14 protein-coding genes are annotated in these 15735 nt (G+C 71.2%); 7 read left to right on the top strand and 7 right to left on the bottom strand.

What is annotated here, in order from left to right; genetic code table 11:
- Positions 1-29: 29 nt before the first annotated feature.
- The gene (locus ACTHK2_RS11540; protein WP_440245860.1) at positions 30-1970 is read right to left on the bottom strand and encodes a TonB-dependent receptor; all 1941 of its coding nucleotides are present in this window, start codon (positions 1968-1970) and stop codon (positions 30-32) included.
- Positions 1971-2131: 161 nt separating this feature from the next.
- Here ACTHK2_RS11540 and ACTHK2_RS11545 point away from each other — a divergent pair, with 161 nt between their 5' ends.
- Both ACTHK2_RS11545 and ACTHK2_RS11550 read left to right on the top strand, forming a co-directional pair.
- A complete protein-coding gene (locus ACTHK2_RS11545; protein ID WP_440245861.1) occupies positions 2132-3586 on the top strand; it encodes a histidine kinase in 1455 nt (484 codons plus the stop codon).
- Complete coding sequence (locus ACTHK2_RS11550; RefSeq protein ID WP_440245862.1) at positions 3583-4239, top strand: response regulator; 657 nt, start codon at positions 3583-3585, stop codon at positions 4237-4239. Before ACTHK2_RS11545 ends, ACTHK2_RS11550 begins: the two co-directional genes overlap by 4 nt.
- 187 nt (positions 4240-4426) lie before the next feature.
- Here the strand turns inward: ACTHK2_RS11550 and ACTHK2_RS11555 are convergent, their stop codons facing one another.
- A complete protein-coding gene (locus ACTHK2_RS11555; RefSeq protein WP_440245863.1) occupies positions 4427-4645 on the bottom strand; it encodes a hypothetical protein in 219 nt (72 codons plus the stop codon).
- Positions 4646-4890: 245 nt separating this feature from the next.
- Here ACTHK2_RS11555 and ACTHK2_RS11560 point away from each other — a divergent pair, with 245 nt between their 5' ends.
- From ACTHK2_RS11560 to ACTHK2_RS11580, 5 genes are read left to right on the top strand one after another with little or no spacing between them, the layout of a single operon-like run.
- The gene (locus tag ACTHK2_RS11560; protein WP_440245864.1) at positions 4891-5802 is read left to right on the top strand and encodes a DUF6689 family protein; all 912 of its coding nucleotides are present in this window, start codon (positions 4891-4893) and stop codon (positions 5800-5802) included.
- A gap of 7 nt (positions 5803-5809) precedes the next feature.
- The gene (locus ACTHK2_RS11565; protein ID WP_440245865.1) at positions 5810-6706 is read left to right on the top strand and encodes an FHA domain-containing protein; all 897 of its coding nucleotides are present in this window, start codon (positions 5810-5812) and stop codon (positions 6704-6706) included.
- Positions 6707-6757: 51 nt separating this feature from the next.
- Entirely contained in the window at positions 6758-10120 is a 3363-nt protein-coding gene (locus ACTHK2_RS11570) for a protein kinase domain-containing protein (protein ID WP_440245866.1), read from the top strand.
- A complete protein-coding gene (locus tag ACTHK2_RS11575; RefSeq protein ID WP_440245867.1) occupies positions 10110-10898 on the top strand; it encodes a sensor histidine kinase in 789 nt (262 codons plus the stop codon). Before ACTHK2_RS11570 ends, ACTHK2_RS11575 begins: the two co-directional genes overlap by 11 nt.
- A complete protein-coding gene (locus tag ACTHK2_RS11580) occupies positions 10895-11527 on the top strand; it encodes a response regulator (RefSeq protein WP_440245868.1) in 633 nt (210 codons plus the stop codon). Before ACTHK2_RS11575 ends, ACTHK2_RS11580 begins: the two co-directional genes overlap by 4 nt.
- An 84-nt stretch (positions 11528-11611) precedes the next feature.
- Here the strand turns inward: ACTHK2_RS11580 and ACTHK2_RS11585 are convergent, their stop codons facing one another.
- The 5 genes from ACTHK2_RS11585 to ACTHK2_RS11605 all read right to left on the bottom strand — a co-directional run bounded on the left by ACTHK2_RS11585 (position 11612) and on the right by ACTHK2_RS11605 (position 15700).
- On the bottom strand, positions 11612-12064 hold the full coding sequence (locus ACTHK2_RS11585) for a GNAT family N-acetyltransferase (RefSeq protein WP_440245869.1): 453 nt from the start codon (positions 12062-12064) through the stop codon (positions 11612-11614).
- 141 nt (positions 12065-12205) lie between these two features.
- Positions 12206-13687: a M20 family metallopeptidase gene (locus ACTHK2_RS11590; protein WP_440245888.1), complete on the bottom strand. Its 1482-nt coding sequence runs from the start codon at positions 13685-13687 to the stop codon at positions 12206-12208.
- A gap of 140 nt (positions 13688-13827) precedes the next feature.
- Complete coding sequence (locus ACTHK2_RS11595; protein WP_440245870.1) at positions 13828-14019, bottom strand: hypothetical protein; 192 nt, start codon at positions 14017-14019, stop codon at positions 13828-13830.
- Positions 14020-14051: 32 nt separating this feature from the next.
- Complete coding sequence (locus ACTHK2_RS11600) at positions 14052-14681, bottom strand: glutathione S-transferase family protein (protein ID WP_440245871.1); 630 nt, start codon at positions 14679-14681, stop codon at positions 14052-14054.
- On the bottom strand, positions 14678-15700 hold the full coding sequence (locus tag ACTHK2_RS11605; protein ID WP_440245872.1) for a threonine ammonia-lyase: 1023 nt from the start codon (positions 15698-15700) through the stop codon (positions 14678-14680). The genes ACTHK2_RS11600 and ACTHK2_RS11605 overlap by 4 nt, the downstream gene beginning before the upstream one ends.
- Positions 15701-15735 lie beyond the last annotated feature (35 nt).

Raw genomic sequence — 15735 nt, forward strand, 5'->3', positions numbered from 1 at the left:
TCGCCGCCCCCGGCGTCGCTCGTCGTGTACTACCCGGCGCGCGGGGTGTGGCCCTTGTTCAACCCCGGTTCGCCGAGGTTGGGGGCGACGACGTGCGCGCGCAGGCCCTGCGCCGGCGCGTAGACGACGCCGACGCTCGCCAGGTGCGTCGGCGACATCTCGAGCCGCTTGCCGTCGAGCTGCGTCGGCGTGCCGTCGAAGTCCTGGACGTAGTCGGCGAAACGCGCGTCGTGCCAAGCCCAGCTGCCGATCAGGCTGAGTGCGTCGTCGAAGCGCCAGCGGGCTTCCGCTTCCGCTCCCTTGAAGTGCTCGTTGCCCGCGTTGGCGAGCCCGGGCAGGCCGTCGACGTCCTGGCTGACGACGAGGTTATGGAAATTCATGCGGAACAGCGACACGTCCCACTCGAAGCGGCCATCCGCATGCCGTCCCTTCAAGCCGATCTCGCCACTCTGCGCGTCCTCCGGTTCGAGGATGTCGAATTCCGGTTCGGGGCCGAAATCCTTCACCGCGGGCTTGAACGTGTCGCGGTAGCTCGCATAGGCGGTGAGATGATCGGTGCCGTCCTGCCAGAAGCGGTAGCTCGTGCCGAGCGCGCCGGCCCAGCGATCGTCGTTGCGCCGGTCGCTGCCGGACTCGGCCACTTCCGGTTCGTCGCCGGTGAGGTCGACGCCGATGCCGCTGGCCGACTCGCGCGTGTGGTTGAAGCGCAGGCCCGCTTCGACCCGCCACGCGTCGGTCACGGCGTATTCGAGGTCGGCGTAGAGACCCGTGAAGTTGCGGCGATCGTCGAGCCGCGTCGCCTCGTCGATGTGCAAGGTGCGCCAGTCCGGCGCGTTCGAACCGTCCGGCAAAGTGGCGTACTCGAAGTTGTCGCTGCGTTGGTCGCCCTTGCCGTACAGATGATCGAGGCCCCAGACCAGCGTCGCGCGCTCGTTCAGCGCAGTCGCGACGTGGCTGTCGAGATACACCTCGGTGCGATGCACGCGCTGGCGGAAGCCGTCCGCATTGTGCGTGACGCCGTCGTCGGCGAAGTCCTCGCGCAGGAAGCCGCGCACGTTGTCGGCGTTGCTGCGCGCGTAGGCGAGGCGCGTACTCCAGTCGCCGAGCGCGGTCGGCAGCACGTAGCCGAACGCGAGCTGGCCACGGTCCTCGTCCTGCTCGGCGCCGCGCGGATTGGTGTTGGCATCGAGCGGCACGCGCTCGGTCAGCACGCCGTGCTCGCGCGGATGCGGGCTGGTCGGGTCCTGCTTCAGCTGCGTGAAATCGGCGTCGACGGAGAAGCGTCCGGCGCCGACGTCGCCCGCACCGCGATACAGCAGGTGCGCGCGATCCCAGCCGGCCCGATCGGTTGCGAGTTCGTTCTTGTCGGCGTCGACGAGCAGCGACTGGCTCCAGCCGTCGCCGAGGCCCGACAGCGGGATCGCCGCTGCGACGTGCGCACTGCCGCGGCTGCCGAAGCCCACCTCGACCTGCGCCGGCCCCGCGCCCGCGGCGTAATGGATCACGTGGATCACGCCGACGAAGCTCGTCGCGCCGTAGCTCACCGGTGCGGCGCCCTTCACGATCTCGATGCGCTCGACGTTGGCGAGGTTCAGGGTAGCGAGCGCGGGCGTGAACGCGCCGCCGGACGGGATGCCGTCGACGACGAGCAGGAACGCGTCGAATTCGCGCAGGCCCCACAGCGCCGGCACCGACGAGGCCGGCCCGCCGTCGCCGCCGGGCGCGATGTCGATGCCGGCGACGAGCGACAACGCCGTGCGCAGGTCGTTCGCGCCGAGTGCGCGCAGTTCGTCGCCGCCGACGATGCTGACGTCCGCGGCGACATCGCTGAGCGCGATCGGGATCTTGCTGGTCGTGACCTCGACCGGCTCCAGTTGCTGCGACGTTTGCGCACTCGCGCAGATGGATGCGCCGAACGCGAACGCGGCCAGCGTGGCACGGACACGACGAATACCTGCGGACTTCCGCATGACACCCTCCTCCCCGAGAGAAGAGCGAAGTCTGGGGCGCCGCACCCACGAGGATAACGGCCTTGCGACGCATCCGGACTCAGCCTCCAGCCGGATCGCCAGGCGCGGACGCCGGCGGGATGCACGGGTATGCTTGCGCGAATGCCCATGCCCCGACGCCCATGACCCTGCTGCGCCCGCGCCTGCGCGGCCTCGTCGTCAAGCTCGCGCTCTTCTACGCGCTGCTCGCCCTGCCGACCCTCGTCGTGGTCGAGGCGGTGATCCTCTCGCACGAGTTCCAGCAGATGATGCGCGGCCTCGCCGAAGGCAGCCTCGAGCGCGCGGCGGATGCCGGTGCCGACGAGTTCGCCCGGCGCTGGCCCGAGTTGCACGGCATCGACGACGCGGCGCGCGCGGGCGCACAGGCCTGGCTCGACGGCTGGGTACTGCGCCTGCAACAGCCGCGCGGCGGGCTGACGCCGGACGCGTCCTACCTGCTGCTCGAGCTGTCCGACCGGCCATTGAGCGCGGCGCTGCTCGACCTCGATGGACGCGAACGCGTCGTTTCGCCCACCGATCGCGGCACGCACGTGACCGCGCCGTCGGGCGCGGACCTCGCGCGCGCTCGCGCCGCCGGCCACGCCGTCGCGCTGGCCGGCAGCGACGAAGGCCGCCGGCTGCGGCGCGCGCTCGCGCCGCTGCACGACCCGCAGGGCCATGCCGTCGGTTGGCTCGCGCTGGAACTGCACCTGCCTTCGCCGTGGCGCCACCTGCTGTCCGAATCCAGCTTCGAATCGCCGACCGTGTTCGGCTTCCTGCTCGTGTTCGGCATCGCCTCGTCGATCTTCCTCGCCGGCTGGGTGACGCGCCGGCTCAACCGGATCGCCTACGCGGCGAGCGCCTGGAGCCGCGGCGACTTCGCCGACCGCATCGGTGATCGCTCCGGCGACGAACTCGGCGCGCTGTCGACCCTGCTCGACCGCATGGCGCTGGATCTCAAGGGCCTGCTGCGCACGCGCGCGCAGCTCGCGACCCTGGCCGAACGCCAGCGGCTCGCCCGCGACCTGCACGACACGGTCAAGCAGAAAGCCTTCGCGCTCAACCTGCAGCTCGCGACGGCGCGCCGCGTGGTCGGCGATGCGGCGGTCGCGGACCGGCTCGAGCAGGCGCAGCGCCTGACCCAGCAGATCCAGCAGGAACTCGCGCAGATCCTCGACGAGCTGCGTGCGTCCGACGCCGAGCTGCCGTTCGCCGAGCGCCTGCGTACCCGCGTGGCCGAATGGTCCCACCTGAGCAGCATCGCCGTGCACAGCACGCTCGACGACGTGCCGCCGCAGCCGGCGGCCATCGAGGAATCGCTGCTGCGCATCGTCGACGAGGCCCTCTCCAACGTGCTGCGCCACAGCGGCGCCGACCGCGTCGACGTCGCGCTCGCGCGGCGCGCCGAACGCGTCGAACTGGTCATCGCCGACAACGGCCGCGGCGCACCCCAGGCGCCCGCCGCAGGCATGGGCCTGCGCAACCTGCGCGAACGCGCGCTGCTGCTGCCGGGCGGGCGGCTCGATCTCACCCCCCGCGTCGATGGCGGCCTGCGGGTTGCCGTGAGCTTCGCGGTAGTGGAGACTGCCGACCCATGAACGCCCCCATCCGCATCGTCATCGCCGACGACCACGTCCTGGTCCGGCAAGGTATCCGCGCCTTCCTCGAGACGCACGCGGATCTGTCCATCGTCGGCGAAGCCGAGAACGGCGGCGACGCGATCCGCCTGTGCCGCGAGAAATCGCCGGAAGTCGCGCTCGTCGACCTGGTCATGCCGGGCGGCGGGATCGAGACGACGCGCCTTATCCGCGAGCAGAATCCGCAGACCCAGGTCGTCCTGCTCACTTCGTTCGAGGATGCGCAGCAGATCGTCCAGGCCGTGCGTGCGGGCGCGCTCTCGTGCCTGCTCAAGGATGTCGACGCCGACGCACTCGCCGAGGCGGTGCGCAAGGCCGCGCGCGGGGAAGCCGTGCTGCACCAGCGCGTCGCGGCGCGCCTGATGGAATTGCTGCGCCAGGAAAACGAACCGGGCGCGGAGATGCTCGACTCGCTGAGCCAGCGCGAGCGCGAAGTGCTCGCGCTGATCGCCGAAGGCCTCAACAACCAGCAGATCGCCGAGCGCCTCGGCATCGGCGAAAAGACGGTCAAGACGCACGTGAGCAACGTGCTCGGCAAGCTCGACGTCAGTGATCGCACGCAGGCCGCGGTGTACGCCTGGAAGAGCGGCCTGAAGCAGCGGCCGCCGCACTGAACGCGCGGCCCGAGGCTGCCCGGGCCGCACGCTAGCAGGATGTTGAAAAAGGCGCCATCCAGCGCTTTTTCAACTCAGCGAGTCCGGCGCATGTCCGGACTCGCTTCCGCGATTCAACGACGTGCGTCGTCGACGCGCGAGCGATCCATCCCTGGATCGCGTCCGCAGGCTGTTTTTCAACAGCCTGCTAGTCGCGGTCCGGTTCCGCCGCCGGCGTTTCGTCCGGCGATGCTTCGGGGTCGCCATCGGGCGCGGGTTCGTCGGCGAGCGATTCGCGCGCGGCATCGAGCAAGGCATCGTCGATGCGCTTGCGCTGCCGGCGGCGCAGTTCGCTCGCGATCAGTTCTTCCGCGATGCGGCGACGCAGGTCGTTGCGCCGGCTGTCCTCGTCCTGGCTGTTGCTCACTTCCCGTCGTCCATCGTCATCGCGCCCTGTCCGCGATTGCGCTGGCCGCCGTCCGATCGCTGCCGCGCGGTTTCACGATACGGTGCGCCGAGCGCATTGCGTGGCGATCGCGCAAGGGAATCCCCCTCGCCGAGACGGGGAAAATCCCTCGCGCCGATCCGGCGGTGAGCGCGGTGCGGGTTACGCGCTAGACTCGGGTGCATCGATCCCGAGCGCTCTGCCCGAGCCGGGAGCCAGGGGGCCAGATGACCATTCGATCGCTCCGCCTGCCCGCATGCGCGCTGCTCCTCGCGACGCTGCTCGGCTCGCGCGCGGCGCTCGCGCAGGTCGACGTCGAGGTCGTCGGCAATACCGCCCACGCGACGATCCTGCTCGAGGATGAACTCGGCACGCCGTACGACGCCGAAGTCACGATCATCTTCGACACGCCGACCAACCTCAGCCCGCGGAGCCTCAACCTCGGCGCGGAGCTGTTCGATCCGGCGCAGGCTCCGGGCGCATTGCCCGCGGGCGTCAGCATCGATCCGGCGTTCCCGATGCTCATCACGATCGAGCCGCCGGGCACGCCGGCGCTGTTCACGAGCGGCTTCGAGCCGTCCGAGGACGGCACCGGCGTGCTGTCGTTCCACAACACGTACGATATCGAGGTGCATACGCATCGCCTCGTGTACACGCCCAACAGCCCGTATCGCCTGCTCAAGGCGCCCATCGGCGGCGCGTTCGCCGACGTCACCGAGGACGTACTCAAGGGCAGCGCCCGCGCGCGCGGCCGCGGCGGTGCGTTCTCGCAATTCGTCGTCGGCTACGACGCGAATGCCGGCCTCGGCGCGGTCCTGGTCGTGATCCTGCCGAAGTCGACCGCACTGACCCTGCGGCTCACCGCGGCGATCCTCGGCAACCTCCTGCGCGGCGAACTCACCGCGCTGCTCACCAACGTGATCGCCGCGATCGGCACCGCGGTGATCAATCCGGTGCTCGGTTGCACCAACGCGCTCGGGCCGCTCGACGACTTCATCGCCGACGTCGAGGCGCACGCCGGCATCGACATCGCCAACCTCTGGCGCGGCCAGCACGACGTCGTCAACGACGCCGGCGAACTGTCGAGCCTCGCGCGCACGCTGCGCTTCAGCCTGCTGCGTTGCGCCGGCGGTTCGTGACCGCTCCATGCCGGCGCGCCTGACCGCCTATCCGCCCGACGGCGCCGCGCTCGTGCGCGTGATCGAGGAAGGCACGACTTATCGCCTCGGCCGCGCCAGCGCCTGCGAGCTGCGCATCGAACATCCCTCGGTATCGCGCTTCCACGCCGAGATGGAATGGCGCGGCCAAGCCTGGTTGCTGTCGGACACCGGCAGCAAGAACGGACTGCGCGTCGACGGGCACATGGTGCGCAGCGCCGAACTCGCCGGGTCCGCCTGGTTCTCGGTCGGCGACGTGCAGTGCTCGTTCGAGCGCATCGACGATGCCGCGGCCGCCGCCCACCGTTCGGCCGGCCTTGGACGGCGCGAGGTGTCGCGGGCGCTGTCGGCGCAGTTGCAGCAGCCGAACGTCGGCATGAGCACGCTGATCCCGCAGATGCTCGACATGGTGCTGCAGTTGTCCGGGCTCGACCGCGGTTTCGTGCTTTACGCCGACGCGGGACGGCCGCTACGCGTGCACGCGAGCCGCGCGCTGCGCCCGGCGGACCTGTCCGGCGATCGTTTCGCCGGCAGCGCGGCCGCGGTCGAACGCGCGCTCGCGGGCCGCAAGTCGGTCGTCTGTTGCGACACCTCCGATTCGCCCTGGCTCGCGCAGCGTCCGAGCGTGCGCCTCGGGGGTATCCGCGCGGTCATCTGCACGCCGCTGCTGATGCAGGACGGCGCGACCGGCGTCATCTACGCCGACAGCCGCACTCCGGGCCCGCCGGTCACCGAACTTGACCTGGAACTGGTGGAGAACGTCGCCGGCGCGGCCGCGACCGCGCTGGAAGCGGCGCGCCTGCGCGACCGCATCGCCGGCCTCATCGACGCGCTGCCGGACGGCGACGCGCCGTCGTGGGAAGAACTGCGCAAGGCATCGGCGTAGAAAAAGCCGGCGCGGCTGTGCGGCGCACGGCGGCTGCGCTATCGTGGGTGCGTGAATGCCGGCCTGAACGAAGACCCGCCCAGCGACGCCGCGACCCTCACCGGCTTTTTCGCCGCGAGCGAGCTGCGCGTCGGCGACGTGCTCGCCGGGCGCTTCCGCATCGACGCGATGATCGGCATCGGCGGCATGGGCGTCGTGTACCGCGCGCACGACCTCTCGCTCGACATCGACGTCGCGCTCAAACTGCTGCGCCCGGACCTCGCGCGGCGCCCCGAGGCGTTCGGCAACTTCCGCCAGGAGCTGCTGCTCGCGCGCCAGGTGTCGAGCCCGCACGTCGTGCGCATCCACGACATCGCCGAGCACGAAGGCCGCTGGTTCATCAGCATGGACTTCATCGCCGGCGAATCGCTCGAGCACCGGCTCGACCGCGTGCGCAAGCTCGCGCCCGGGCAGGCGACGGCGATCGTGCGCGGCCTGCTCGAGGGCCTGCACGCGGCGCACCTGCGCGGCGTCGTGCATCGCGACCTCAAGCCCGCGAACGTGCTGCTCGGCGACGGCGACCACGCCTACGTCACCGACTTCGGCGTCGCGCGCATCCTCGGCGCGACCGGCATGACGCAGACCGGCATGATCGTCGGCACGCCGGAATACCTGTCGCCCGAGCAGGCGCGCGGCGCGCCGATCGACGCACGCAGCGACCTCTATGCGGTCGGCCTGATCCTCTACGAGATGCTCGCCGGCGAACTTCCTTTCTCGGGCGGTACGCCCGCGGAAGCCGTCGTGCAGCGCCTGTTGCGGCCGCCGCCGTCGCTGGCCAAGGCGCGACCGGACCTGCCCGGCTGGCTGCATGCGTTCTGCGATCGCCTGCTCAAGGTCAACCCGGCGCACCGCTTCGCGTCCGCGCGCGATGCGCTGCGCGCGCTCGAGGCCAGGCGCGTGCCGCGCCCGCCGCTCGATCGGCGCGTGCTGCTGTCCGGTGCACTCGTACTGCTCGCCACCGTCGCCGCCGGCACATGGCTCTGGCGCCACCCATGGCCCGTCGCGCCGCCCGTGGTGGTCGCGCCTGCCGTGCCGCGCATCGGCGTGCTGCCGATCTTCGCTGCCGCAGGCGATGCCGAACTCGCCGAGATCGCGCGCGGCCTCGACGAACATCTCGCAACCTGGCTGCGCAACGACGCGGGCGCCGCCTCGGTGCCGCGCCGGCGCGTGCTCGATGCGCTCGCACGCGTCGCGCCGGAGCAGCCGCGCGACGTGCTGCTGCGCCGCCTCGGCGACGTCGCGAGCGCGGCCAAGGCGACGCGCCTCATGCACGGCACGCTCGCGCGCGAAGGAACATCGCTGCACCTCCAGCTCTGGTCGGCCGACCCGTCGTCGCGGACAAGCGAACCGGTCGTCGATGTGCGTGGCGCCGACGCGGCGCAACTCTTCGCCACGTATCGCGACGCGGCCACGAAATGGTTCGCGACGACCGGGCAGCATGCGGGTATGGCGCCGGCACTGGCGCCCGACGCGCTCGCCGCCTTCGGTGGCGCACTCGTGGCGCTCGACCGGCACGAGCCCGAACCGGCCGCGAGCACGCTCGCCGCACTCGCCGCGAAGGATCCGGCGAGTGCGCTCGTCGCACGCGCGCTGCTCGAGGCCCAGGTCGCGGCGCAACAGGAACTGCCGGCCGAGAACACGCGCGCCGAAGTACTGCAGCGCTTCGCGCGCGACGACAGTGCGCTCGGCCGCGAACTGCGCGTGCGCGCGCAGGGGGACGGTGCGAAGGCGCGCGCCCTGCTCGACGCGTCGCGGCGCGCATTCCCGCACGATCCCGTGCTCGCACTGCTCGATGCGGAAACGCTCGCCGCCGACGGCGACGGCGCCGGCGCGCTCGCCCAACTGCGCCACTACGTGAAGGAGGACGACCAGGATGCGCGCGCATGGTTCCTGCTCGGCCGCACCTCGATCCAGCAGGGCGAGGCGCAGCCAGCGGTCGACGACTACCTCGTGCGCGCGCTCGTGCTCGATACGCGTTCGCGCGACACGGCCGCCGAGGCCGAGGTGCGCAATGCGCTCGGGATCGGCTATGAACGGCTCGGCCAGCTCGACGCGTCGGCCGAGCAGTACACGCGTGCGGCGGCGACGCGCGAGCGGCTCGGCGACACGGTCGGCCTCGGCAAGACCTTGCGCAACCTCGCGATCGTGCAGGCCGAGCGCGGCGAGCGCGAGGCGGCCGAACGCACGCTCGATCGCGTCAAGGACATGCTCGAGCGCAGCGGCGACCGCGCCAGCCTCGCCGACCTTGCCAACGACCGCGGCGTGATCGCCGAGGAACGTGGTGACGATGCCGCCGCGCTCGCGGCCTACCGCGAGGCGCTCGCGCTGCGCCAGCAGTTGGACCTTCCCGACCAGGTCGCCGAAAGCCTCAACAACGTCGGCTTCAGCTCGTTCCGCCTCGGCCAGTTCGACAATGCGCTGGTCTACTGGCAGCAGGCCGAATCGCTCTACAAGAAGCTCGACGACAACAACGGCCTGCTGCGGGTCGAGCAGAGCATCGGCTTACTCGACATCGCGCGCGGGCACTTCGCGGCCGCGCGCGAGCGCCTGCAGAAGACGCTGCGCGACGCGGAGGATCGCCAGCTCGGCGAGGAGGCCTCCGCGGCGCACCTCGACCTCGGCGAACTCTCGCTCGCGGAGGGCCGCTGGGGCGATGGCCTCGACCACGCCGCGCGCGCCGAGTCGATCGCCGTGCGGCGCGGCGACCGGCGCATGCAGGTGGAGGCGGCACTGCTGCAGGCGCGCCTGTCGAGCGCGCTCGGCGACGAAGCGGCGACCGACGCCGCACTCGCGAAGGTGGCGTCCGACGAGGCCAACGCCGACCAGCGCGCGATGCTCCTGCTGATCACGGCCCTGCAGTGGCAGGCACGCGGCGATCTCGCCGCCGCCGCGGCGAAGCTCGACGAAGCGGCGGCGGCCGCCGCCGAGGCACACAGCGGCAAGGTCGCGGTGGAGATACGCCTGCAGCGCGTGCGGCTCGCCCTCGCGACGCCGGGCAAGCCGACGCGTGCGATGGCGGCCCTCGCTGCCTTGCGCACCGATGCGTCGCAACTCGCCGAGGTGCCGAGCCGGCTCGCCTGGCTCGAACTCGAGATCGGCGCGTCGCTGCAGTCGGGTGATCGCGATACGGCCGCGCGGCGCTATCGCGAAGCGCTGCCGCTGCTCAAGGTGGCCGGCCGCGCGGCCGGCGCGACCTTCGTGCATGCGCTCGGCGCGCGCGCGTTCGCTCCCGGCGCTCCCGAAGCCGTCGCGGCGACCGCGGCGGCGGCGAGGGCACGCAGCGAACTCGTCGCCGACGCACCCGAAGGCGCGCGCGCGAACCTGGAACAGCGCCTCGACCGGCGCCTGCGCGAGGAAGGCGGCGATGCGCACTGATCCACCCGCACCGAACGAGATGCGCGCCCAGCTCGCCGAGTTGCTGCAGGCACACGAGGCGCTCGCCGACCGCCTGCGCCAGGGCCAGGCCTCGTTCCAGCGGATCGCGCGTTCGGTCTGGCACGTGCAGGAAGAGGAACGCAGCCGCTTCGCACGCGAACTGCACGATGGCGTCGGCCACAACCTCACCGCGATGCTGCACCTGATCAGCGAAGCGCTCGCCGCGCTGCCGGATGACGAACGCTGCCGACGCACGCGCGACGAGCTCGCACACGCATGGTCGATCGGCGATGCGACATTGCAGGACACACGCGCCTTGTCGCGCATGCTGCGCCCGCAGATCCTCGACGACCTCGGCCTCGAACCCGCGCTGCGCTGGCTCGCGCGCTCCTTCTCCGAAACGCATGCGATCGACGTGCACCTCGAATACCACGCATCGCCGACGGGCATCGACGCCGACCGCTCGACGCTGGTGTTCCGCCTGGTGCAGGAAGCGCTCGCGAACACTGCCAAGCACGCGTCGGCGCGCCATGTCGCGATCGGATTCGACGGCCGCGGCGAACGCGCGACCCTGCGCGTGCGCGACGACGGCAGCGGCTGCGACATGGAGGCCGCGCTCGCGCGCGGACGCCACGGCAGCAGCAGCGGCCTCGGCGGCATGCGCGACCGCGTGCGCCTGTTCGGCGGTTCACTCCGGTTCGAATCCTCGCCGGGTGCCGGTTTCGGCATCACGGCGCATTTCCCGCTATCGGATGCCTCCCCGGGAGCGAGTCCATGATCCGCCTGCTGATTGCCGATGACCATACCGTATTGCGCGAATGCCTCGTCGCGATGCTCCGAGCAAGTGGCGACTGCGTCGTCATCGGCGAGGCCGGCGACGGCATCAGCGCCGTCGAGCAGGCGCTCGCGCTGCAACCCGACATCGCGGTGATCGACATCTCGATGCCGCGCCTGTCCGGCATCGACGTCGTACGCCGCCTGACCGAGGAACTGCCGCGCACGAAGGTGCTCGTGCTGACCATGCACGAGGAGGACGAATACGCGGTGCAGATGGTGCGCGCCGGCGCATCCGGCTATCTCGTGAAGAATACCGCGACGAACGAGTTGCTCAATGCGATCCGCACGATCGCGGCCGGCGGCGTCTACTTCGGGCCGTACGCGACGAAGATCCTCGCCAGCCAGCTCAAGCACCCGCAGCCGGAGGATCCATACGGGGCGCTGTCCGACCGCGAACGCGAGGTGCTGCATCTCGTCGTCGACGGCCTCACGATCAAGGAGATCGCCAACAAGCTCGACATCAGCGCGAAAGCGGCCGAAAACCGCCGCAGCCGCGTGCTCGCCAAGCTCGGCGTGCGCAACAGCGCCGAACTCGTGCGCTACGCCGTGCGCAAGCGCCTCGTCGACTGACCCGGCGCGGGCTACGCGCTCGAGCCCATACTGCGGTACGCGCGTCTTCGCAACCGACGGCCCGGCCTTCGGGTTCGAGCCGCGCTAATCTTCGAGCGGCGAGGCCACGCGCCGGCCGAACACGACCTGCGTCTTCACGCGCGCGTAGCCGGCGCGTTCGTAGAACCGGTGCGCACGTTCGCGCTCGACGCGGCTGCGCACGCGCATGCGCGTGCAGCCATGCGCGAGCGCCCAGCGTTCGGCCGCCTCGACGAGGCGTGCACCGATGCCGCTGCCGCGCGCCGCTTCGCGCACGACGAGCCCGAGGATCTCGCCTTCGACATCGCTGGTCAGCGACGCGACCTGGCCGACATGCAACCAGCCGACCAGCGCGCCGTTCGCGTCCTCGGCGACGAGCACGCAGCCCTGCCCGGCGGCCTCGATCGCGGCGAGCCGGCAGACGACCTGCTGGCGCGTCGACGCATAGCCGAGTTCATCGCACAGCCCGGCGATCGCCGCGGCGTCGTAGGTGCGCGCAGTGCGCACGATCACGGTCATGAGAGCCTCCATTACGACAGCCTCGCTCGCGCATCGGCGCGAACGCGGGCACGCGATGGCATCCATGCGGCCGCGCCCTGTCCGCGCGCTGGCGGGATCCCAGACGCAGCGGCAAAAGCTCTGCAGCCGGACGAAGCGCCGTCAGTCGCAGCAGCCGTCTTCGCCCTTGACCGTGTGCGCGTGGCTCGCGGCGACGCCGCGAGTGAGTCCCTGGCTGCTCGCGACGTAGTGTTCGGCGACGACCTTCGCGACGCACATCGACATGCGCTTGCCGGTCGGCACGTGCAGGAATTCGTTCGGGCCGTGCGCGTTCGAATGCGGGCCGAGCACGCCGGTGATCATGAACTGCGCGCCCGGGAACTTCTCGCCGAGCATGCCCATGAACGGGATCGAGCCGCCCTCGCCGTTATAGGCGACCGGCGCGCCGAAGAACTGCTGCGAGGCCGCGTCGACCGCGGACTCCAGCCACGGCGCGAGCGCCGGTGCTTCCCAGCCGCTACCGGCCTTTTCGAGATCGAACGTGACCTTCGCGCCGTACGGCGGATCGGCCTCGAGCAGGCGCTTGAGGAACTCGCCGCCCTTCGCCGCATCGAGCGTCGGCGGCACGCGCAGCGACAGCTTGACCGCGGTGTACGGGCGCAGCACGTTGCCGGCCGAATCGAGCGCGGGCAGGCCGCCGATGCCGGTCACGGACAGCGCCGGGCGCCAGGTCCGGTTGAGCACGAGCTCGGCGAGGTCGGCGTTCATCGGCTGCATGCCGTCGACGAGCGGGAACTTCGAATACACCGCGTCGCCGAGGATCTGCGCGGTGCGCTGCGCCTGGGCGACGCGCTGCGCCGGGATCTCGACGTGCAGTTCCTGCGGCTTGATGCGCCCGCTCGTCTCGTCCTCGAGGCGCGACAGCACCTGGCGCAGGATGCGGAAGCTCGATGCGACGACGCCCGAGGCGTCGCCCGAATGCACGCCTTCCTCGAGCACCTTGACGGTGAGGTTGCCGCCGGTGAGGCCGCGCAATGACGTGGTGAGCCAGAGTTGGTCGTAGTTGCCGCAGCCCGAATCGAGGCAGACGATCAGCGACGGCTTGCCGATGCGCGCGGCGAGATGATCGACGTAGTACGGCAGGTCGTAGCTGCCCGATTCCTCGCACGCCTCGATCATCACGACGCAGCGCGCGTGCGGAATGCCTTGCGCCTGCAGCGCCATGATCGCGGCGAGCGAACCGAAGATCGCGTAGCCGTCGTCGGCGCCACCGCGACCGTAGAGGCGGTCGCCGTCGAGCACGGGCTTCCAGGGGCCCAGATGCGCGGACCAGCCGGTCATCTCCGGCTGCTTGTCGAGATGGCCGTAGAGCAGCACGGTGTCATCGCCCTGCCCCGGGATCTCGATGAAGATGAGCGGCGTGCGACCGGGCAGGCGCACGACTTCGAGCTGCATGCCCGGAATCGGCTGCGCCTTCGCCCACGCTTCCATCAGCGCCACGGCCTGATCCATGTAGCCGTGCTCGGCCCACTGCGCGTCGAACATCGGCGACTTGTTCGGAATGCGGATGTACTCGGTGAGCTGGGGGACGATCTGCTCGTCCCAGAGGCCGCCGACGAAACCGCTGAGTGCGTTGGAATCCATCTGGTCACCTTGTTCGCTGGACATGGCGCGCGCGGCGCAGCGGCCGCTGCCCGGGCGTGGCGACGGGCGCGCGAGCCGCGGATCGTAGCGGATCGGCTCCTTTTCTTCGCGTGCCGGCGTCTGTGGCGAGCGATGTGCGCTCAGTTCGGCCAGGCGCGGACCGCGCCGCAACCGAGCCAGCCGAGCAGGTCCGCGAGGCGCCGCAGCGGCGAACGCCGCGTAGCGGGCGGCGGTACCGGCAGCGGTGTCGGCGCGTCGACGAGGCTTCGCGCGAGATCGACGTCGGCGATATGGCCGTGCATGAACAGCAGGCCCTTGCAGTACGAGCGCATCGTGCAGTCTCCGTGTTCGAGGGGTCGACCGCTCAGTGGTCGCGCGTGTCGCCCGACAGCGTGGTCGCACGCATCGACGGGCGTGCGTCGATGCGCGCGTACCAGGCGGCGAGGCGCGGCCCGCCGGCGCGGAAGGCATACACGCGGCGGAACTCGATCCAGCTGAGCGCCGTCGCGATCGCGATCGCGCCGATGTCGGGCGCGTCGCCGTCGCCGTCGTCGAGCTCCTCCTCGAGCAGGTCGCAGGCCGCCGCGATCTTGCGCAACTGGCCGTCGCGCAGCGCGCCCCAGCGCAGCTCCGGCGGCCGCCGATCCGTTTCCCAGCGCACCGCGATGCCGGCGTCGGCGACACCCTGCGCGAGCGCCTGCAGGCGCAGTGCGCGCCAGCGCCGCCGCACATCCGCGGGTATCAGGCGCGAGCCGCCGTGCCGGCCGTCGAGCCAGGCGCAGATCACGTCCGAATCGAACAGCACCAGGCCGTCATCGAGCACGAGTACGGGGACCTTGCCGAGCGGATTGCGCGCCGACACGGCGTCGTTCGGCAGCAGCGGGCTCGTTTCGTGGTGGATCACTTCGAGTTCGCCGGCGAGGCCGAGTTCGTGCGCGGCGACGAGCACCTTGCGCGCGTAGGGCGAGTGCGACTGGTAGAGGAGTTTCATCATGACTGTGTTTTTCCGGACGAGGGTGATGCATCGATCAGCAGCGCGCGCAGCGGTGCGGCGAGGTTCGCGCCACAGACGATCGTCGCGACGCGGCGGCCGGCGTAGCGCTGCGGCTGCGCGAGCACGGCGGCGACGCCGGCCGCACCCGCGGGTTCGGCGACGAGGCCGAGATGGCGATGCAGCAGCACGATCGCTTCGAGCAGGTGCTGCTCGGCGACATCGACGACGTCGTCGCAGCAGCGTCGCAGCAGGTCGAGCGTCGCCGCGATCGGCGTGCGCACCGCGATGCCAACGGCGATCGTCGCGGCATCCGCGGTCCGCACCACGCGACCCTCGAGCAACGAGCGCTGCATCGCCGGCGCCGCACGCGCCACGACCGCGACGATCTCGACCTGCGGCGCGCGACGGCGCAGCGTGCTCCCCACGCCAGCGAGGAGCGCGCCGTTGCCGAGCGGCACGGTGATCGCGTCGAACGCGTGGCTGGCGGCGAGTTCGAGCCCGATCGTGCCGGCGCCTTGCGCGATCGCGGGCTCGGCGCCGTCCTCGACGTAGCGCAGTCCGTGTGCTTGCGCGTGCGCACGCGCCGCGTCCTTCGCTGCGTCGAAATCGTCGCCGGAGATGCGGATGTCGGCCGCGAAGCGACGCAGCGCGTCGATCTTGAGCGGATTGGCGTGACGCGACACGAACACCATGCAGGCGTGGGCTCGCCGCCCGCAGGCCGGGGCGAGGCCCTGGCCGAAGTTGCCCGCGGACGCGCACACGACGGCCTCGCCGGGTGCGAGCGCGGTGGCGACGAACGCGTCGGCGCCGCGACCCTTGAACGAGCCGATCGGATTGCCGGTTTCGACCTTCGCGAGCAGCCGGCAGCCGAGCGCGGCATCCAGCGCCGCGCTCGTCGCGACGGGCGTATCGAGATGGGCCGGGTCGATGGGGCCGCGCGCGGCCTCGATGGCGTCGATGTCGAGCCGTGGGGGCATCGGTCGTGCGGCGCGCCGCGGGTCGTAGGACATGGCGACCATGCTAGAGTCCGCCCGCGCGGCGCGGCCGCGTATGC

The sequence above is a fragment of the Dokdonella sp. genome, assembly GCF_051958935.1.
Taxonomy (GTDB): domain Bacteria; phylum Pseudomonadota; class Gammaproteobacteria; order Xanthomonadales; family Rhodanobacteraceae; genus Dokdonella_A.